The sequence below is a fragment of the Micromonospora sp. NPDC048905 genome (assembly GCF_040649655.1).
Lineage (GTDB): Bacteria > Actinomycetota > Actinomycetes > Mycobacteriales > Micromonosporaceae > Micromonospora.
In genome coordinates, this window is sequence record NZ_JBEZFV010000003.1 from 1 (window position 1) to 18,536 (window position 18,536).

Below are 18,536 nucleotides of genomic sequence, written 5' to 3' on the forward strand. Positions count from 1 at the left end.
ATGGTACTGCACTCGTGAGGGTGTGGGAGAGTAGGACGCCGCCGGACAATCTTCCAGAAAAGGCCACCCCATCACGGGGTGGCCTTTTCTGCGTCCACCGATTGGTGGGCTCACCGACCCGGGTTCCTCGCGCCGGAGGCAAGGTCACGCTCGAACCAGGATGTCGTGCTGTCCCCGACGTGCTGACCCCCACTACAACCAGGATGTTGCGCGACCCTGCGGCCTGCGGCCGGTCTTGCCCAAAACCGAACAGCCGCCAGGCGTCGACGTGTTGCCGCACGTGCCGACATCGGCGCAGCTGGCCGACACCGGGGCACCGGCGAGGGCTGAGGCTCGCCGCTACGCTCAGCGGGTGGGCGACGCGCTGATACTCCTGGTCTTCTCCGGCTGCGTGGCAGCGATCCTGGGGATCCTGTGGTGGCTGGCGTCCCGGGTACGGCGCCGCGGTATCGGTGGTGAGGTCATGGGCCCGTTCGAGGAGATCTGGCATCCGGCCGCACACCGTTTCCGTGCCGAGATCCGAGTGCAGGACGCACGGGTGGTGCCCATGCCACCGCAGGGTGGCCGGCGCCACGGCGAGGGCCGTGACGCCGGCGAGTAGACCTCGGAGCGGGTGCGACGTCAGGAGGGCTTGGGCCCGCAGACGTAGCGGGGTTCCGCGTCGTAGCGCCAGGTGAACTTCTCCCGCTTGACCACCGCGCCGTCCTTCTTGATGACCCGGAAGGCGTCCTGGGTGAAGCCGTTGATGCCATTGGTCGCGATGCACGAGGGACCGGGTTCCAGGTGGATCAGCTTCGGCGTGGTGATGTTGCGACGCGGCCCGTACTCCGTTTTCACGCTGTCGTAGATCTTCGTGCTCCAGATCGACACGGTGATCGTGCTCGACGTGTACGAGGTGTCGATGAGGACGCCGTACTCCGTGTTGTTGCGGAATTTGAAGTCCAGGTCCGGCCAGAAGATCGTCGACTCGATGACCGCCGGGTAGCGGTCGAACCAGTACGAGTGGGGCTTGTGCTCGACGTCCTCCAGGCCGGCGTAGTACGTCGCATTGAACAGCGTGGTGGTGAACTGTGAGGTACCGCCGCCGACACCCGGCACGAGCTTGCCGCCGAGGATGACCGGAGCGTCCCGGTAGCCCTGGGCGTAGCCGCGCTCGCCGGTGTGACCGTTCAACGAGAACGTCTTCCCGGGCAGGACGACAGTGCCGTCCACCTGCTTCGCGATGGTCGCGATGTTCTGGCTGCGCGACGAGGCCATACCGCCGGTGAAACGGGTGGTGAAGGTGGACACCCGCTCCTTGATGCCCAGGCCGGCCAGCTTCTCCGCGGTCAGCTCCGGCGGCGTCGGCTTCAGCTCGCCGGTCACCTCGCGGCCGTCCGCCTTCGGCAGGACCGCCAGCAGGTCCCGACCCAGGGTCGCGGTGTCCAACTGCTGACCAGGTCGCCCATCCTTGGTGGTGGGCCGCCCGCCGGCGATGGCCATCGTGGCGTTCTTCGGTGGCGCCTCGATGGCGGCCAGGCCGTCGCCGAGCGCCGCCCGCAACCGCTTGACGTCCACCGACGGAGTCAGCTTGCCGGCCTTGTCGGCGGTGAATCGCAGGCTCTTCGCGATGGCGGCGGGCGGGACCTGCACGGAACCCTTGTCGGTACGCAGGGTGACCGGTTTGGCGACCGCAGGCTTGGCCAACTCGGTGACCAGCCGGTCCAACTCCTCCGGGGTGGTCGCCGGGTGGCTCTCCACGAGTGGCACGGTGACCGGGGTGCCGGCCAACCAGCCGGCGCGCACCACCTCGGCCGAGCGTTGCGGTTCCAGGCTCAGCCCCGGCTTGGGCTGCACGACCTTCGGCGTGGTGCCCTGGTAGGTGATGGCCGGCATCGTCATACCCCGGGCCTGGTTGCCGAGCACCTTTCGGAGCGCGTCGTCCAACCGGTCCACGTCGACGGTGACCACCGGGTCGACCGTGCGGGAGCCGACCAGGCGGCTGACCGCGTGCGCGTCGGCGGCAGCCGCTGCCGCGACGGTCGCCGGCACGTCGACCGCCAACCCCACCTCGGCCGGGTTGATCTCGGCGGTCCGCCCGTCGACAGTGATCTTCAACGGGCCGGCGAGAGCTGCCGCCCGCCGGTCCAGCTCGGCCCGCAACTCCCGGTCGGCGTCCGCGCGGCTCCGGCCACCCAGTTCGGTGCCGAGCACGGTGGTGCCACGAGGAACGTCACCGGCGTACGCCCAGGCGCCGGCACCCGCCACGGCGGCGAGGACGCCACCGGTGACACCGGCGGCGAGCAGCATCCGTACCCGGCGGGGCCGGCTCGGGCCACCCTCCGGCTCGCCCGGGGCGGAGGTCGTCACCGAACCGTCGTCCGGCCAGGTGACCGCGGTGACCTGCACGGTGGGCCGGTCGTCGGCGGGGGGACTGTTTTCGCCGTACAGCGTCACTGCAACCTCGATCGCCAGGGTGCCGCGGGAGGTACGCCCTCCCGGAGGCACCTACGGTAACCAATACCCGGCCGTCCCTGCGGTTGCGCCCATCCGGTGCTGCTGGCGCGTGTCGTCGGCGCGCGGGGGCGGTGCCGGCGGCGAACCACAGACGTGGCACGGTGACCGGGTGGACACTGCGGAGCGGGTGTTGGCGTACGGCGGCGGTTGGTTGGACCGGGCGGGTCCCCTGCGCACCGAGCCGGCCCGGTTGAGCGCGCTGCTCGCCGAGTCGGGCACCGTGGTGTTGGCGCTGTGGCGGGACCGCTGTCTCGTCGACGCGGACGGGCCGGTCCGGCTCAGCGCGGAGCGGGCTGCGCTCGTCCGGTCCGCCGCGGGTGAGACGGTCTTCCTGGGGCTCGACGGTGACGTGGCCACGTTTGCCGTGGACCTGTCCGCACTCTCCGAGCGGGCCGCCGTCGAGATGGCCGGTGCGGCACGTTCCGTCGACGTGCGGGCCCTGGTCGGGCGGCTCGAACCGGGTGACGCGGCCGTCCAGGCGTACGCCCGGGGTTTGTTGCACTGGCATCGGCAGCAGCGATACTGCGGGGCGTGCGGGTCGCCGGCCGTCGCGGACGGCGGCGGACACATGCGCACCTGCACCGGCGGTGACTGCGGGCGTCTCCTCTTCCCCCGGATCGAACCGGCGATCATCGTGCTGGTCGAGGCGCCCGGCCCACCGGGTCGGTGTCTGCTGGCCCGGCACGCGGGCGCGGCCGAGGACGCGTTCTCGACGCTGGCCGGCTTCGTGGAGGTCGGCGAGAGCCTGGAGGACGCGGTTCGTCGGGAGATGGCCGAGGAGGCGGGCGTGACCGTCACCGACGTGACCTACCAGGGGTCGCAGGCGTGGCCGTTCCCCGCCGGCCTGATGGTGGGCTTCCGGGCCACCGCCACGTCCGACGAGGTACGCGTCGACGGTGAGGAGTTGCTGGAGGCGCGCTGGTTCACCCGGGCGGAGTTGCGGGAGCGGGTGGCCTCCGGCCGTACGCTCGGGCGGGTGGACGCCATCGACCACCGCCTTCTCGAGGACTGGTTGGCCGGGGTCTGACCGGTTGGACCGCTCCTGAGCTGCGTCAAACCACCCGCTGCGCGGTCGTTACATTATTGTAATCGGGCGATGTCTCGTCACGCTCCGCAGCAGTTCCGGCGAATCGCGCCGCTCTCCGTCCTTTTTGCCTTCTTTATCGACGGCTTCCGCAACCCAGCGTGATGCGGTGCCGGTGTCGACGCGGGCCTCTATTACTGCCCGGTAATCGGGGGGTTGTGACCTACGCCCCAACGGGTGCACCATCAACCCCGATCGTTACCCGCCGGTAACAGTGCCGAGCCCGGCACGGGGCCGCCAGTTCGTCACCGGCAACCGCGCGCATCCACCTCGAGGAGGAACCCGTGCAGGATCGGTTGAACAATCAGGGTCGTACCCGGTGGCGGCGGTTCGCCGCGATGGCGGTACCCGCCACGGCCGCCGCGGGCGCCATCCTGTTCGGAATGTCGACGGGCGCGATCGCGTCCGACATCACGGTCTCCGGCCAGACCTTCAAGATCGGCGCCGAGCGCCTCGAGGGTGACGGCTTCAAGCAGTACGGCGGCATCGTCCGGGAGAAGGGCAAGGACGGAAAGGCCGGTCAGGTCCACCCGATCGCGCTCTCCGAGATCAGCAGCGCCGAGTTGTACAGCCTCTGCCAGTCCGTCCGCGCCGACCTGCCGGGCCTGCCGGTGGTGCTCACCATCAACGCCGGTGAGGGCAAGGAGCCCGCGCGGGCCAAGGACCTGCTGATCGCGATGGACTCGCTCAACGGCAACGCGACCTTCACCAACATCAAGATCGGTCGGGACGCCACCGACCTGAACCCGACGGCGCAGGCCGGCTCGTTCGGCCAGAACTCCGACCACGTCACCATCACCAACCTGCAGCAGGTGTCCCGCTACACCACGGCGGCCACGTTCAACCTGGTCGGGCTTCGACTGAAGGTCAACGTGGGCGACGACGCCAAGGGCAAGGAGTGCTTCTGAGGTGAGCCGAGGCCCGCGGCGCGCCACCGCCGCGGGTCCGGCCCGTGTCCGTTTCCCCGCGTGGCCAGGAGGAGTACGTGACAACCGCGAACCCGTCCCACGCCCGGCCCGGCGGTCCGGCTCAGGCGTGGCGGCTCTTCCGCCGATGGCGGCGCAGTCGACCGTTTTACGGTGGCCTGCTCACCGCCCTGGCCGGGCTGGAGATGTTTGCGTCCACCCGGATGACCCTCAACGGCCTCAGCTTTCACAGTGGGGCGAGCGGCCTACTCTCGCTGCTGATCCCGGTCATCCTGGTCACCTGCGGTCTGCTGCTCTGGTTCACCCCGGCGCAGCGCCTGTTCTACTCGGTCGTCGCGGCGGTCACCGCGGTCTACTCGCTGATCGGGCTCAACCTCGGCGGCTTCTTCGTCGGTCTGCTCCTCGGCATCGTCGGCAGCGCGCTCGCCTTCGCCTGGACGCCGGCCACGCCACCGGCTGGCGATGAGCGGTCGGCTGGTGGGCTTGGCGGCGTCGAGTCGGCTGGCGATGAGCGGTCGGATGCCGAGCCGGCTGGCGTCGAGCGGGCCGTTCTCCCGACGACGGCCCAGGTGGCCGACGACGGCGAGCCGCCCGCGCGGCCGGGACCGTCGACTGACCCCCACCGGACGTACGGCATCGTTCTCGTGGTGCTCGGCCTGGCCGCGGGTGGGCTGGCGATCCAACCCCGAGTGGTGCGAGCCGCCCCGAGCCGGCCGGCGGCGACCGCCTGCCCCACCCCGTCCCGGGAGGCCAGCCCGTCGCCCAGCCACACCCCGGCCACACCGACCCCGAGCCCGGACGGCAACGTGGTCACCGACCTCCTGGACGGCATCGGTGATCTGCTGGGTGGTGGGCGCCGCGAGGAGCCCTCGACGAGCCCGGCCGCCCCGCCCACTCTGGGACCGACCGGCACCCCGACGGACGGCCCCGGCAACTGCCCGCCGCCGGCCCCGGGCGGGCCGGGCACGGCGACCCCCGAGGGGCCGGGCGGACCAACCCCCGACCGGCCGGGTACGCCGAACCCCGACAGGCCGGGCGCGGTCGAGCCGGGCAAGCCGCTGCCGCGCATCGCCGCCGATCCGACCCTGCCGACGGTGGCGCAGACGCCCTCCAAGCTCACCGGATCGTCGGTCCGGATGACCGGGCTGCGGTTCGAGGGAACCACCGACCTGCGTACCGTCAGAGGCGACCTCAAGGTGCTGAAGTTCAGCATGCGTGAGGCGGTGACCGACGACTTCCTGCTCAGCGCCGACGGCCCCGCTGGGCGCAACCAGCGTTACGCGACCGACCGGCTGACCGTCAGCGGAGACGTGGCGTTCTACGCCACCCGGTTCGTCGGCCGGCTACTCGGCATCAAGATCACCCTGACGCCGGATCTGCCGCTGCCGGACGGTGTGCCGGTCACCTCGCCCATCCCGATCACGTTCACCGACCCGGTCATCGACCTGGCGTACGTCACAAGTGACACGCTGACCGCCCGACCGGCGTTGGCGCTGACCCTCGGCTGAACGGCACGGCGGCAAGCGCCGGCGGTACGTCGTACCGCCGGCGCTTGAAGCCTTTGCTGGCTCAGAGCCGGGCCAGCGCCCGGCGCAGCGGGTCGAGACCCAGCGCGCCCAGGTCCAACGCCTGGCGGTGGAACTCCCGCAGGTCGAAGTCGGCGCCCTTGCGGGCCTTGGCGTCCTCGCGGGCCTGGAGCCAGATCCGCTCACCCACCTTGTACGACGGCGCCTGCCCCGGCCAACCCAGGTAGCGGTTCAGCTCGAAGCGCAGATTCTCGTCCGGAACCCGGCAGTGCGCCCGCATGAACTCCCAGCCCAGCTCGGGCGTCCACCGCTCGCCCGGGTGGAAGCCGAACGGATTGTCCTTGGGGATCTCCAGCTCCAGGTGCATGCCGATGTCGACGATCACCCGTGCCGCGCGCATCGCCTGGCCGTCGAGCATGCCCAGTTTGTCGCCCGGGTCCTCCAGGTAACCCAGCTCGTCCATCAGCCGCTCCGAGTAGAGAGCCCAGCCCTCGCCGTGCCCGGAGACCCAGCAGAGCAGCCGCTGCCAACGGTTGAGCAGGTCGGCGCGGACGGCGGTCTGCCCCACCTGGAGATGGTGACCGGGCACGCCCTCGTGGTAGACCGTGGTCACCTCTCGCCACGTCGAGAAGTCGCTGATGCCCTGCGGCACCGCCCACCACATCCGACCCGGGCGGGAGAAGTCCTCACTGGGGCCGGTGTAGTAGATCGCGCCGTCGCTGGTCGGGGCGAGGCAGCACTCGATGCGCCGGACCTGCTCCGGGATGTCGAAGTGGGTGCCGTGCAACTCGGTGATCGCCTTGTCGGCGAGGGCCTGCATCCAGTCCCGGAACGCCTCCTTGCCCTGGATGGTCCGCGCCGGGTCGGCGTCCAACCTGGCCACGGCCTCGTCGACGGTGGCACCGGAGCCCGCGATGCGTCCCGCGACGACCCGCATCTCCGCCTCCAGGCGGGCCAGCTCCGCGAAACCCCAGGCGTACGTCTCGTCCAGATCGACCTTGGCGCCGAGGAAGTACTGCGAGGCGAGCTCGTAGCGCTCCCGGCCAGCGGCCTGCTTGTCCCGCCCGTGCGGGGCCAGTTCGGTACGCAGGAACTGGCCGAACTCGGCGGTCGCCGCGGTTGCCGCCGCCGCGCCCCGCCGCAGTTCCGCGCCGAGCGAGCCCTCAGCGCCCAGCCGCTCGACCAGCCCGTGGAAGAAGTTGTCGCCGGTCGGGTCGACCCAGATGTCGCACTGCTTGGCCACCTCGACCAGCTGCACCTTCGAGCTGACCTGACCGGAGGCGAGCGCCTCACGCAGGGTGGTCTTGTAGCCGTCCAGCGCGGCACCGAAGCCGTTGAGCCGGGCGGCGATGTTCGCCCGATCGTCGCTGGTCGCGGTCGGCATCAGGTCGAACACCATGCGGATCTCGTGCAGCCCGCTTTCGATCACGCTGATGCCGCTTGTCGTCTCGCCGGAGTCGTACCGGGCCAGGTCCAGGCCGAGCCGTTCCTGCATGGCCTCCTTGGCGATCCGCTCGGACTCGGTCTGCGGCTCGGTCACCTCAAGCTCGGCAAGCGTCCGGCGGGTGAGGTCCGCGCGCGCCCGGTAACCCTCAGGTGAGAGATCGTCGAGTTGGTCTTCATGGCCGGCGATGCCGACGAAGGTCGCGCCGGTGGGGCTCAACGGCGCCCACTCGGCCACATAACGGTTGGCGATTTCATCGATTCGTCCCACGCAGCGACCCTACGTGACCACCCCGCCCTCGTGTCGACGACGTTTGGCGTGTTCAGACCACTGACGTGACGAGCGGCGCAACGGCCGAAAGGCGCGCGACTTTGTCGGAGGGGTCCGGCAGAGTGTCAGGGGTGACTGCCGATACCACTCCTGACAAGGCACCGGTTCGCGCCTGGCTGCCAGGCTTCGTCGCCCTCGCCGTGATCTGGGGTTCCAGCTTCCTGTTCATCAAGGTCGGGGTGGCCGAGCTGCACCCGGTCCAGCTCACCCTCTACCGGGTCGTCGCCGGTGCGTTGACCCTCTTGGTCGTCCTCGCCGTGCTGCGCGACCGGCTGCCTCGCGAGCCCCGGATCTGGGCGCACCTGACCGTCGGCGCCGCGTTCGGCGTGGCCGTGCCGTTCACCCTCTTCGGCTACGGCGAGCAGCGGGTCGAGTCGATGCTCGCCGGGATCTGGAACGCCACCACGCCCCTGATCGTGCTGCCGCTGGCGGTGCTCGTCTTCCGCACCGAGCGGCTGACCGTGCGCCGCGCGATCGGGCTCGGCCTCGGCTTCCTCGGGGTGCTCGTGGTGCTGGGGGTCTGGGAGGGCATCGGCGGTGCGCACTTCACCGGGCAGTTGATGTGCTTCGGCGCGGCCGCCTGCTACGGCGTCGCCATCCCGTACCAGAAGCGGTTCGTCGCCGGCAGCTCCTACTCCGGCCTGTCGCTCTCCGCGGCGCAACTGCTGCTGGCCGCCGTGCAACTGGCCATCGTCACCCCGTTCGTCGCCGGCCTGCCGCCGCTGCCCACCGAGTTGTCCGCCGGGGTGGTCGCGAGCGTGCTGACCCTCGGCGCGCTCGGCACGGGGCTCGCCTTCGTCATCAACATGCGCAACATCCGGGTGGCCGGCGCGAGCACCGCGTCCACCGTCACGTACCTGATCCCGATCTTCGCGGTGCTGATCGGAGCCATGGCGCTCGACGAGCGGCTCAACTGGCACCAGCCGGTCGGCGCGCTCATCGTGCTGCTGGGGGTCGCGGTCGCGCAGGGCGCGTTCGGGCGCCGGAAGTCCCGCCCGGTGGTCGGTGTCGGTGCTCCCGCCGCCCCAGCCGCCGAGCCCACCGCCACCCCCGCCGCCGAGCCCGCCCACCACTGACCGGCCCGGCCCGGCTCCGCGCGGCGCGTGATCGACTCGGCCCGGCTCCGCGCGGCGCGTGATCGACTCGGCCCGGCTCCGCGCGGCGAGTGATCGACTCGGCTTCATTGGAGTCGGGGTGTCCAAGGCAGTAGGACAGGCCGATTTCCTTGAAGTCGAGTCGATCAAGGCCGAGCGGCCGGTCGGGCGATCTGCGCCGAGCGGCCGGGTCGGGCGATCTGCGCCGAGCGGCCGGGTCGCCGGGCGAGCAGAGCCGCCGTGATTGGACGCGACGTTGGTCAGGCTCGCTCGTGCGTCCAGGCGACCAACTGTTTCGCCGGCCAGGTGTTGACCACCGAGTCGACGGGGACGCCGCAGAGGGCGGCCCGCTCACAGCCGAACCGCTGCCAGTCGAGTTGGCCGGGCGCGTGCGCGTCGGTGTTGATGGCGAACCGGCAGCCAGCCTCCAGCGCACGGCGGATCAGGCGCTTCGGCGGATCCTGCCGTTCCGGCCGGGAGTTGATCTCGACGGCGGTGTCGTACTCGGCGCACGCGGCGAAGACGGCATCCGCGTCGAAGTCGCTCTCCGCCCTGGTCCGGGCGCGGTGCCCCCGGTCACCCGGCCCGGTCACCCCGGCCGGGCGGGACGAGACCATCCGGCCGGTGACGTGACCGAGGATGTCCAGGTGCGGGTTGGCGACCGCGGTCAGCATGCGACGGGTCATCTTCGACCGTTCGTCCTTGAGGCCGCTGTGCACCGAGCCGACCACCACGTCCAGCCGGGCCAGCAGCTCGTCGTCCTGGTCGAGGGAGCCGTCGGCGAGGATGTCCACCTCGATGCCGGTGAGGATCCGGAAGCCCTCGGGCAGCGCCGCGTTCACCTGCGCCACGTGGTCGAGCTGCCGGCGCAGGCGGTCGGCGGTCAGCCCCCGGGCCACCGTCAGCCGTGGTGAGTGGTCGGTCAGCACCAGGTATTCGTGGCCCAACTCGACCGCGGCCAGTGCCATCTCCTCGATCGGCGAGCCGCCGTCGGACCAGTCCGAGTGGGTGTGGCAGTCGCCCTTCAGGGCGGCGCGCAACGCCGTGGCCTCGGCGTCGAGGTCACTGCCCTCGGTCGCCACCAGTCGGCGCAGGTAGACCGGCTCCTCACCGGCCAGCGACTCCGCCACGCATCGGGCCGTGACGTCGCCGACCCCGGCCAACTCGGTGAGCGTGCCGTTGTCCGCCCGCGCGGCCACCTCGGTCGCCGGCAGACCCGCCAACGCCTTCGCCGCCGACCGGAACGCTCGAACCCGGTACGTCGCCTCGTTCGCCCGCTCCAGCAGGAAAGCGATGCGGCGCAGGTCGGCGATGGGGTCCCGGGCCTTCATCCCACCGAACCTAGTCGCTGCGGGGCCGGTCAGGGAGCCTTCGGGCAGCCGTTTTTGCGCTGCCACGCGACGACCTCGGCGGCCGGTTCCCGATTGCCACCACCGCGCCAGGAATCCAGGTACCGAGCCGGCCAGAGCACTCCACGCCGGATCCACCAGCCGTCCTTGCCCTTGCACGGTGGCGAGATGCCGAAGTGCACGTGGCAGACGTTGTTGGCGTTGCCGGTGCGGCCCACCTTGCCGAGCTGCTGCCCGGCGCGGACCCGCACCCCGGCGTCGACGCCGCTGGACACGACGCTCAGGTGCGAACCGTAGTAACGCACCCCGTCGTCGCCCAGCAGGGAGACCGACAGGCCGCCGTTGTCCGGACCCTGCGGCCCGCCCTTCGTGTACCTGTCGACGCGACTGACCTCGAGCACCGTCCCGTCGGTCACCGCGACGAACGGTTCACCGCAGTTGGCGAAGAGATCCGTGGCGGGGTACGCGCCGTGTGTCGGGTGGTAGTCCACGTTGCCGGCGCGTACCGGAAAGACATGCCGTACCCCGGCGCGGGGTGCCGTGGCCGACGGGCTGGCCGACGACGGCTTCGGGCGGGCCGGACCGGTCGCCGTCGGCGTGGCCTTCGGCGCGGCTGTCGGCGACACCGCCTGGTCGGCGGTCGCCCAGACCGCCGACGGCGTCGTCGGAGCGGCGTCGGTCGGCGCTCCCGGTCGGGTGGTCGCGCAGCCGGCGGCCAGCACCGGGGCGAGAAGCAGCAGGATCGGGTACACCGGACGCGCGCGGCGGCTGATCGTCGGCGAGGGCATCCGGTCATCCTTCCAGAGCCGGTACCGTGAGCACGAGTGGCGCGCGTGAGGGAGGGCAGCGACGGTGACCATCGCCCGACCCGATCCTGGCCCGGATCCTGGTGCCGCGCACCAGGTGGCGCGTCTCCCGTCGGGGCTCTTCCCCGCCGGTCCCCCGTCCCGCCCCACCTACCGCGAGCCGCACCCGGTCAGCGGCGGTGGCGTCGCCGCCGGCGGTGGCGCGGCGGCCACCTGGCTGCTGCTGTTCGGCCTGCTCGGCACCGATCTGACGAGCTACGCGTGGTGGACGGTGTTGGCGGGTCTGCTGGCGTGGGTGACCGCGTTGGTGCTGGTCCGCTACGGCGATCGTGGGGTCGCCACCGGGGTGGCCATCGTCACGGCGGGTGGCTGGAGCATCGCCGCTGCCGTGGTGGCGGTCCGCTGGGCCACCAGCGGTGACTGGCCGCTGTGGTGATCCGGGGGCTGCGGACGATTGCGCCGTGTGCCCGGTTGGCTGCGTAGCGAACGCTGTCTTGACGTAGCCGCCGAGACTCGGCACGCTCGGGACCATGGCCTGGACCACCCCGCGACAGGACCCCGATCGCAGTCGACGCCGCCTGCAGTTGCTTGCCGAGTTGGCAGGCGCCCGCGCGGTCCGTCAGCGCAGCCGACCCCAGCGGCAGCGCACCGAGCGTCTGCGCGAGCTCATCGCTACCCGCCGTCGAGTAACCGGCTGATCCGACTTTGTCAGGAATGACCGACCTCTCGGGGCGTTGACGAGTCGCCTGCCGACCCGACCGGCTAACGTGCACGCGTAACGAGTCGACGCTGTGTCGAGGGCTATTGGGGGGACCGTGTCGTACTTCGCTGCGGCCGTGGTGCGCGACGACAGTGGCTGGACCGCCGCCGAGGTCAGCCTGCGTGGCGCCACCGACATCGACGAGGTCGCCGAGCGGCTGCGTGACGTCGACCAGGAGGCCGACGTGTCGCTGCTCTTCGTCGAGGCCGATGACGCGTACCTGGTGATCCTGCGTCTCGACGAGGGCGAGGACCTGCGGGTGTTCGGTTCGGATTCCGCGTACGCCGAGGAGTCTCCGCTGGGCGCGCTGCTGGTCGGTGACCTGAAGACCTCGGTCACCGGGCTCGACGGCGACGAGGAACCACGCCCGGCGTCCACCGGTGACGAGGAGAGCGAGCAGCCCGCCGTCGATCCGGAGGCCGATCCGGTGGGTGAGGCCGACCTGCTGACCAACCTGGGCATCTCCGCGCAGAAGCTGCTGACCCTGTGCACACACGAGGGGATGCTGCCGGCGGATGTCACCTCCGAGATCTGCCAGGTGCTCGGCTGCGCCGACGAGGTCGAGGAGCTGCGTGAGGTCTGAGCCGGCGGACGCCACCGACCCGGCACTGGAGACGATCCGGCCGGGGCAACCGACTCCCGGTGTGGTGGGACGTGCCGGACCGGGCGCGCACGAGGGCCTGGCCGACCCGGGTGCGGTCGGCCGTCGCCAGCGGCACGAGCTGTGGATGCGCCGCGCCCTGGAGGTCGCCGTCACCGGCACCGCCGGCGCGGCGGCGGGCACCACCGACGTCGACGACGTGCCGGTGGGCGCGGTGCTCTACGGGCCGGACGGGACCGAGTTGGCCATCGGGCGCAACGAACGGGAACTGACCGGCGACCCCACCGCCCACGCCGAGGTGCTGGCCCTGCGCCGGGGTGCCGAGCGGGCCGGCCGCTGGCGGCTGGACGGCTGCACCCTGGTGGTCACCCTGGAACCGTGCACCATGTGCGCGGGGGCGCTGGTGCTGGCCCGGGTCTCCACCGTCGTCTTCGGCGCGTGGGAGCCCAAGACCGGCGCGGCCGGATCGCTCTGGGACGTGCTCCGCGACCGCCGGCTGAACCACCGCCCCGAGGTCTACGGCGGGGTGCTGGAGACCGAGAGCGCCGCCGTCCTGCGCGCCTTCTTCCGCTGAGGTCGCCGGCTCAGGCCGCGGGCAGGGTGACCGTGACGATCAGGCCGCCCGCGGGGCGGGGCTGTGCCTCGACGGTGCCACCGTGTGCGCGGGCCACCGCGCGGACGATGGACAACCCCAACCCGAAGCCCCGCGCACCGGCGACCCGCTCCCGCGACAGCCGGCGGAACGGCTGGAACATCGGTTCGATGTCGTAACCGGCGATCGCCGGACCGGTGTTGGTCACCGTCAGGGTGACCTGGCCGTCGGCCCGGCCGGTGCGCACCTCGACCCAACCGTCGGCGCGCAGGTTGTGCCGTACCGCGTTCTCCACCAGGTTGACGGTGAGCCGTTCCACGAGCACCGGGTCACCACTGACCGGGGCCGGTGCCAACGACCGGCGTATCGGGACGTCGGGTGCCTGCTTCCCGGCCTGGTCGATGACGTGCGCGCAGACCTCGGCCAGGTCGATCGGCGTACGGTCGGTCAGCTCGTTCTCCGAATCGGCAAGGGTCAGCAGGCCGTCGATCAGCCGTTCGTGCCGCTCGTTGATCGCCAGCAACGACTCACCCAGCCGACGCGTCTCCGCCGACGCCTCCGGCCGGCTGACCGCCAGCTCCACCAGGGCACGGTTGAGCGCCAGTGGGGTACGCAGCTCGTGCGAGGCGTTCGCCACGAACCGGCGCTGCCCGTCGAAGGAGCGGTCCAACCGTTCCAGCATCTCGTCGAACGTGTCGGCGAGTTCGCGTACCTCGTCGCGGGGGCCGGTGAGCGCGATCCGCTCGTGCAGACCACGGCCGGCGGTGTCCGCGCCGGCGATCCGCCGGGCCGTGTCGGTGACCTGGTGCAGCGGCTGCAACGCTCGGCCGGCGAGCAGCCAGCCGAAGGCGACCGCCACCGCCGACACCACGATCAACGCGATGCCACCCTGGGTGAGCAGGGACTCCAGGGCGTTGCGCTTGGCCTCGTCCTGCGCCTCCTGCAACAGGGCGCGCACATTGTCGATGTTCTGCCCGCTGGGCGTCGTGGGGGCGGTCTTCGGCAGGTCGCTCAGTTTCACCCCGAACGGCTGGGGCATCCGCTGATCCACGAGCACGTACGTGACGGCCAGCAGGACCACACCGGCCAGCAGGAAGAGCCCGCCGTAGATCAGGGTGAGTCGGGCGCGGATGGTCAGGCGCTTCATCGGATCTGATACCCCGCTCCGGGCACCGTCTCGATCACCGGCGGGTCGCCGAGCTTGCGGCGCAGCTTCATCACGGTGACCCGGACGACATTTGTGAACGGGTCGATGTGCTCGTCCCAGGCACGTTCCAGCAGGTCCTCGGCGGAAACCACGGCGCCGTCGGCGCGCAGCAACTCGACGAGCACCGCGAACTCCTTGCGGGACAGCGCCACGTGCCGGTCGTCGCGGCGTACCTCGTGCCGGGCCGGGTCGAGCTGGATACCGGCGCGACGCAGCGTCGGCGGGGCCGCCGGACGGGCGCGCCGGGTCAGCGCGTGCACCCGCGCCGACAACTCGACAAGGGCGAACGGCTTGGTCAGGTAGTCGTCGGCGCCGAGCGCCAACCCCGCCACCCGCTCCCGGACCGCTGCCGCCGCGGTCAGCATCAGGACCCGGGTCTCCCCGCCCGCGTCCACGATCGCCCGGCACACGTCGTCGCCGTGCACCACCGGCAGGTCCCGGTCCAGGACCACCACGGCGTACTCGTTGACGCCGAGGCGCTCCAGCGCGGCGTCACCGTCGTACGCCACGTCGACCGCGAACGACTCCCTACGCAGCCACTCCGCGATGGCGTCCGCCAGCACGGTCTCGTCCTCGACAACAAGCACTCTCACCCCTCCATGGTCCTCGGGGTGCGGTAACGGCGGCATAACCGCTGACGGTAACGCCGGGGATACGCCCGCTGCCGTGCACTGGGTGTCGACGTCCGACGAGTCGCGTCGGACCCACAGCGGAGGCGGACACCATGCGGCGACAGATGCTCGCGATACCCGTCCTGCTCGCCCTGGCGGTGGCCGGGTGCGGTGCGGGAGGCGACGACGGCGGCGGGGTGGCGACCGCCGGTGGGGCGACGGCGAGCGCCACGGCGAGCGGCGCACCGGTCAGTGATTCGGACAAACAGCTCGCGTTTGCCAGGTGCATGCGGGAGAACGGAGTGGACCTGCCCGACCCGGAGGCGGGCGGCCGTCCCGGCTTCCGGTTCGGCGCGGACGTGGATCGGCAGAAGGTCCAGGCGGCCATGGAGAAGTGCCAGGACAAGCTGCCCAACGGTGGGCAGGGACCGCAGCTCAACCCCGAGCAGGCCGAGCAGATGCGCGCGCTCGCAAAGTGCATGCGGGAGAACGGGGTGCCGGACTTCCCGGACCCGGACGCCGACGGGAGGGTCCGGATCGGGCAGGGCGGCAACGCGATCGACATCAGCGACCCGGCCATGAAGGCCGCGATGGAGAAGTGCCGGCAGAACGCACCACAGTTCGGGGGCGGCCGGTGACCGGCGTTTCCCGACGCGGGCGGCTGCGCGCCGCCGTCATCGGCGGCGTCGTCCTGCTGCTCGCCGCCGTGGGCGTGAGCGCCGCGGTGGGCTTCGGCGGCGGCGGAGACCGTGCCGAGGCCGGCAGCCCACCACCGGCCACCGCGACCGTCACCCGGCAGACCCTGGCCGACTCGGAAACCGTCGAAGGCGAGTTGGGGTACGGCGCGACGCGTACCGCCACGGCGAAGCTCGGCGGCACCGTCACCGCGTTGCCACCGACCGGGTCGACGGTGCAGCGGGGGCGGGCGCTCTACTCGGTCGACAACGAGAAGGTGGTGCTCCTCTACGGCGGGTTGCCCGCGTACCGGACCCTCGCCCCCGGGGTGGAGGGCGCCGACGTCGCGCAGTTCGAGCGGAACCTCAAGGCGTTGGGATACACCGGCTTCACCGTCGACGACGAGTACACCGGCTCCACCGCCGACGCCGTCCGGGACTGGCAGGAGGACCTCGGCCTGCCCGAGACCGGCCGGGTCGAGGCGGGCCGGATCGTGTACGCCGACCGGGAGGTCCGGGTGGAGAGCCACCAGGCGGACGTCGGTGATCTCACGCAACCCGGCCAGGCGGTGCTCGCCTACACCGGTACCAGCCGCCTGGTCACCGTCGAGTTGGACGTGGACGACCAGCGGCTGGCCAAGCGCGACGCGAAGGTCACCGTGCGGCTGCCGGACGCCCGGACGGTGGCGGGCACGGTCAGCACGATCGAGACCGTCATCCAGGCCGGCGCCGCCGGAGAGAACGGGCAGTCCGGCGACGCCGAGACGAAGATCGAGGTGACCGTCGCGGTCGCCGACCCGAAGGCCCTGGCCGGCTTCGACCAGGCCAGCGCCGACGTCGTGTTCACCGCCGCGGAGCGCCCGGACGTCCTCACCGTGCCGGTGTCGGCGCTTCTCGCGCTCGCCGAGGGCGGGTACGGCGTCCAGGTCGCCGAGGGGGAGGCGAGCCGGATCGTCGCCGTGACCACGGGCCTGTTCGCCGACGGCCGGGTGGAGGTCACCGGCGCGGACCTCACCGAGGGCACGACGGTGGTGGTGCCGAGATGACCGGCGAAGTGATCGTGCTCGACCGGGTCAGCAAACGGTACGCCGGCGATGTTGTCGCGTTGGACGACGTGTCGTTGCGGATCGGCCACGGCGAGCTGGTGGGGATCGTCGGCCCGTCCGGGTCGGGCAAGTCGACGATGCTGCACCTGATCGGCACCCTGGACCGGCCGTCGTCGGGCAGCGTGCTCATCGACGGGTACGACGCGGCGAAGCTGACCGACCGGGAGTTGTCCGCCCTGCGGGCCAGCCGGATCGGCTTCGTGTTCCAGCAGTTCCACCTGGCCCCCGGCGTTCCGATCGTGGACAACGTGGCCGACGGGTTGCTCTACTCCGGCGTACCCCTGCGGCGGCGGCGCGAACGCGCGCAGGCCGCGCTGGTCCGGGTTGGCCTGGGCCACCGGCTCGGGCACCGGCCGCACGAGCTGTCCGGCGGGGAACGGCAGCGGGTGGCCGTGGCGCGGGCGGTGGTCGGCGAGCCGACGGTGCTGCTCGCCGACGAGCCGACCGGCAACCTGGACTCCGCGTCCGGTGCCGGGGTGCTGGAGTTGCTACACGAGCTGCACCGGTCCGGCACCACCGTCCTGGTGATCACCCACGACCGGGAGATCGCGGAGGGGCTGCCCCGGCAGGTGCGGATGCGCGACGGCGCGGTGCGGCACGACTCGGCCGGTACGCCGGGCGGGGTCGGCTGATGGCGACGTTGACGCCGGCCCGGCTGGGACCGGCGGACATCCTGCGGGTCGGCGGGGTGGGCCTGCGGACCCGTCCGCTGCGGGCGTTCCTCTCCGCGCTGGGCATCGCCATCGGTATCGCCGCGATGATCGCGGTCGTCGGGATCTCGTCGTCGTCCCGGGCGGAGCTGGACCGCGCGCTCGACGCGCTCGGCACCAACCTGCTCACCGTCGAGCCGGGCAACACCCTGTTCGGGGCGGACGCCCAACTGCCCGACGAGTCGGTCGCCATGATCGGACGGATCGGCCCGGTGACCGAGGTGTCGGCGACCGGGCAGGTCGCCGACGCCAAGGTCTACCGTTCGGATCGGATCCCGGCCGCGGAGACCGGTGGCATCGCCACCCGGGCGGCCCGTCTGGACCTGCTCGGCACCGTCGGGGCCGAGCTGACCAGCGGTACGTGGCTCAACGAGGCGACCGCCCACTACCCGGCGGTGGTACTCGGCGCCACCGCGGCGCAACGGCTCGGGATCATCGCGGCCGACCCGCAGGTGCAGGTGTGGCTGGGTGGGCGGGGGTTCACGGTGGTCGGCATCCTCGCCGCCGCGCCACTGGCTCCGGAGCTGGACACCGCGGCGTTGGTCGGCTGGCCGGCGGCGACCGACTACCTGGGCTTCGACGGGCACCCCACCACCATCTACACCCGGGCGCAGGAGGCGCAGGTCGAGGCGGTCCGCTCGGTGCTCGGCGCGACCGCCAACCCCGGGGCGCCGAACGAGGTCGAGGTGTCCCGTCCCTCCGACGCGCTCGCCGCCGCCGAGGCGACCGACGACGCGTTCACCGGGCTGCTGCTGGGCCTGGGCGCGGTCGCCCTGCTGGTCGGCGGGGTCGGCGTGGCGAACACCATGGTGATCTCGGTGCTGGAACGGCGGGCCGAGATCGGCCTGCGCCGTTCGCTCGGCGCGACCCGTGGACAGGTACGGACCCAGTTCCTCGCCGAATCGCTGCTGCTCTCCGCACTTGGCGGGATCGGCGGGGTGTTGCTGGGCATCCTGGTCACCTCGGGGTACGCGTTCTCCCAGGACTGGCCGACAGTGGTGCCGGCCTGGGCGATGCTCGGCGGCGTCGGCGCGACCCTGGTCATCGGCGGTTTCGCGGGCCTGTACCCGGCGGTGCGCGCCGCCCGTCTCGCGCCGACGGAGGCGCTGGCCGCCGTCTGACCGCCGTGCCGGCGTGCGGGTCGGGCCGGGGTGGCGCGGGTCGGGGTGGCGTGGGCGGGGCCGGCGCGGATCGGCCCCAGGCAGAAAAGCGTGATGACT

18 protein-coding genes are annotated in these 18,536 nt (G+C 71.9%); 12 read left to right on the forward strand and 6 right to left on the reverse strand.

The features are described from left to right. The first annotated feature begins 352 nt into the window (after positions 1-352). Entirely contained in the window at positions 353-601 is a 249-nt protein-coding gene (locus AB0C01_RS08135) for a hypothetical protein (RefSeq protein WP_357570714.1), read from the forward strand. A gap of 20 nt (positions 602-621) precedes the next feature. Here AB0C01_RS08135 and AB0C01_RS08140 read toward each other — a convergent pair whose 3' ends face one another. Beyond that, positions 622-2,436, reverse strand: a complete 1,815-nt coding sequence (locus AB0C01_RS08140) for a VanW family protein (protein WP_357570715.1) — start codon at positions 2,434-2,436, stop codon at positions 622-624. Positions 2,437-2,605: 169 nt separating this feature from the next. On the opposite strand from AB0C01_RS08140, the gene nudC reads away from it, so the two are divergent. From nudC to AB0C01_RS08155, 3 genes are all read left to right on the forward strand, one after another. Continuing rightward, complete coding sequence (gene nudC, locus AB0C01_RS08145; RefSeq protein ID WP_357570716.1) at positions 2,606-3,523, forward strand: NAD(+) diphosphatase; 918 nt, start codon at positions 2,606-2,608, stop codon at positions 3,521-3,523. Between the two features lie 341 nt (positions 3,524-3,864). Further along, positions 3,865-4,488 carry a DUF6230 family protein gene (locus AB0C01_RS08150; protein WP_357255580.1) on the forward strand — a complete coding sequence of 208 codons (624 nt, stop codon included), beginning with the start codon at positions 3,865-3,867 and terminating at the stop codon, positions 4,486-4,488. A gap of 77 nt (positions 4,489-4,565) precedes the next feature. Further along, complete coding sequence (locus AB0C01_RS08155) at positions 4,566-6,014, forward strand: DUF6114 domain-containing protein (RefSeq protein ID WP_357570717.1); 1,449 nt, start codon at positions 4,566-4,568, stop codon at positions 6,012-6,014. A gap of 61 nt (positions 6,015-6,075) precedes the next feature. On the opposite strand, the gene AB0C01_RS08160 is transcribed toward AB0C01_RS08155, so the two are convergent. Further along, positions 6,076-7,746 carry a DUF885 domain-containing protein gene (locus AB0C01_RS08160; protein WP_357255577.1) on the reverse strand — a complete coding sequence of 557 codons (1,671 nt, stop codon included), beginning with the start codon at positions 7,744-7,746 and terminating at the stop codon, positions 6,076-6,078. A 131-nt stretch (positions 7,747-7,877) separates the two neighbouring features. On the opposite strand from AB0C01_RS08160, the gene AB0C01_RS08165 reads away from it, so the two are divergent. Then, positions 7,878-8,882 (forward strand): DMT family transporter, encoded by a 1,005-nt coding sequence (locus tag AB0C01_RS08165; RefSeq protein ID WP_357255575.1) that lies wholly within the window; start codon positions 7,878-7,880, stop codon positions 8,880-8,882. Positions 8,883-9,160: 278 nt separating this feature from the next. Here the strand turns inward: AB0C01_RS08165 and AB0C01_RS08170 are convergent, their stop codons facing one another. Further along, entirely contained in the window at positions 9,161-10,231 is a 1,071-nt protein-coding gene (locus tag AB0C01_RS08170) for a PHP domain-containing protein (RefSeq protein ID WP_357255573.1), read from the reverse strand. A gap of 29 nt (positions 10,232-10,260) precedes the next feature. After that, positions 10,261-11,037, reverse strand: a complete 777-nt coding sequence (locus AB0C01_RS08175) for a peptidoglycan DD-metalloendopeptidase family protein (protein WP_357255571.1) — start codon at positions 11,035-11,037, stop codon at positions 10,261-10,263. A 70-nt stretch (positions 11,038-11,107) separates the two neighbouring features. Here AB0C01_RS08175 and AB0C01_RS08180 point away from each other — a divergent pair, with 70 nt between their 5' ends. From AB0C01_RS08180 to AB0C01_RS08190, 3 genes are all read left to right on the forward strand, one after another. Beyond that, a complete protein-coding gene (locus AB0C01_RS08180) occupies positions 11,108-11,491 on the forward strand; it encodes a hypothetical protein (protein ID WP_357255596.1) in 384 nt (127 codons plus the stop codon). Between the two features lie 379 nt (positions 11,492-11,870). Then, positions 11,871-12,398: a tRNA adenosine deaminase-associated protein gene (locus tag AB0C01_RS08185; RefSeq protein WP_357255569.1), complete on the forward strand. Its 528-nt coding sequence runs from the start codon at positions 11,871-11,873 to the stop codon at positions 12,396-12,398. A gap of 145 nt (positions 12,399-12,543) precedes the next feature. Further along, complete coding sequence (locus tag AB0C01_RS08190) at positions 12,544-12,990, forward strand: nucleoside deaminase (RefSeq protein WP_357255594.1); 447 nt, start codon at positions 12,544-12,546, stop codon at positions 12,988-12,990. Positions 12,991-13,000: 10 nt separating this feature from the next. Here the strand turns inward: AB0C01_RS08190 and AB0C01_RS08195 are convergent, their stop codons facing one another. After that, a complete protein-coding gene (locus AB0C01_RS08195; RefSeq protein ID WP_357255566.1) occupies positions 13,001-14,155 on the reverse strand; it encodes a HAMP domain-containing sensor histidine kinase in 1,155 nt (384 codons plus the stop codon). Then, on the reverse strand, positions 14,152-14,808 hold the full coding sequence (locus AB0C01_RS08200) for a response regulator transcription factor (RefSeq protein ID WP_357255565.1): 657 nt from the start codon (positions 14,806-14,808) through the stop codon (positions 14,152-14,154). Before AB0C01_RS08200 ends, AB0C01_RS08195 begins: the two co-directional genes overlap by 4 nt. A 143-nt stretch (positions 14,809-14,951) precedes the next feature. Here AB0C01_RS08200 and AB0C01_RS08205 point away from each other — a divergent pair, with 143 nt between their 5' ends. The 4 genes from AB0C01_RS08205 to AB0C01_RS08220 are packed head-to-tail and all read left to right on the forward strand — an operon-like array spanning position 14,952 to position 18,437. Then, positions 14,952-15,464: a hypothetical protein gene (locus AB0C01_RS08205; RefSeq protein WP_357570718.1), complete on the forward strand. Its 513-nt coding sequence runs from the start codon at positions 14,952-14,954 to the stop codon at positions 15,462-15,464. Further along, entirely contained in the window at positions 15,461-16,546 is a 1,086-nt protein-coding gene (locus AB0C01_RS08210) for a peptidoglycan-binding domain-containing protein (protein WP_357570719.1), read from the forward strand. Before AB0C01_RS08205 ends, AB0C01_RS08210 begins: the two co-directional genes overlap by 4 nt. Then, positions 16,543-17,238 carry an ABC transporter ATP-binding protein gene (locus tag AB0C01_RS08215; RefSeq protein WP_357255559.1) on the forward strand — a complete coding sequence of 232 codons (696 nt, stop codon included), beginning with the start codon at positions 16,543-16,545 and terminating at the stop codon, positions 17,236-17,238. The genes AB0C01_RS08210 and AB0C01_RS08215 overlap by 4 nt, the downstream gene beginning before the upstream one ends. After that, positions 17,238-18,437: an ABC transporter permease gene (locus AB0C01_RS08220; RefSeq protein ID WP_357255557.1), complete on the forward strand. Its 1,200-nt coding sequence runs from the start codon at positions 17,238-17,240 to the stop codon at positions 18,435-18,437. Before AB0C01_RS08215 ends, AB0C01_RS08220 begins: the two co-directional genes overlap by 1 nt. The last annotated feature ends 99 nt before the right edge of the window (positions 18,438-18,536 follow it).

Excerpts from the sequence above, each read along its gene's own strand:
- AB0C01_RS08170 (WP_357255573.1), bottom strand. The coding sequence starts at position 10,231 with ATGAAGGCCCGGGACCCCATCGCCGACCTGCGCCGCATCGCTTTCCTG.
- AB0C01_RS08175 (WP_357255571.1), bottom strand. The coding sequence starts at position 11,037 with ATGCCCTCGCCGACGATCAGCCGCCGCGCGCGTCCGGTGTACCCGATC.
- AB0C01_RS08190 (WP_357255594.1), top strand. The coding sequence starts at position 12,544 with ATGCGCCGCGCCCTGGAGGTCGCCGTCACCGGCACCGCCGGCGCGGCG.
- AB0C01_RS08195 (WP_357255566.1), bottom strand. The coding sequence starts at position 14,155 with ATGAAGCGCCTGACCATCCGCGCCCGACTCACCCTGATCTACGGCGGG.
- AB0C01_RS08205 (WP_357570718.1), top strand. The coding sequence starts at position 14,952 with ATGCTCGCGATACCCGTCCTGCTCGCCCTGGCGGTGGCCGGGTGCGGT.
- AB0C01_RS08215 (WP_357255559.1), top strand. The coding sequence starts at position 16,543 with ATGACCGGCGAAGTGATCGTGCTCGACCGGGTCAGCAAACGGTACGCC.
- AB0C01_RS08220 (WP_357255557.1), top strand. The coding sequence starts at position 17,238 with ATGGCGACGTTGACGCCGGCCCGGCTGGGACCGGCGGACATCCTGCGG.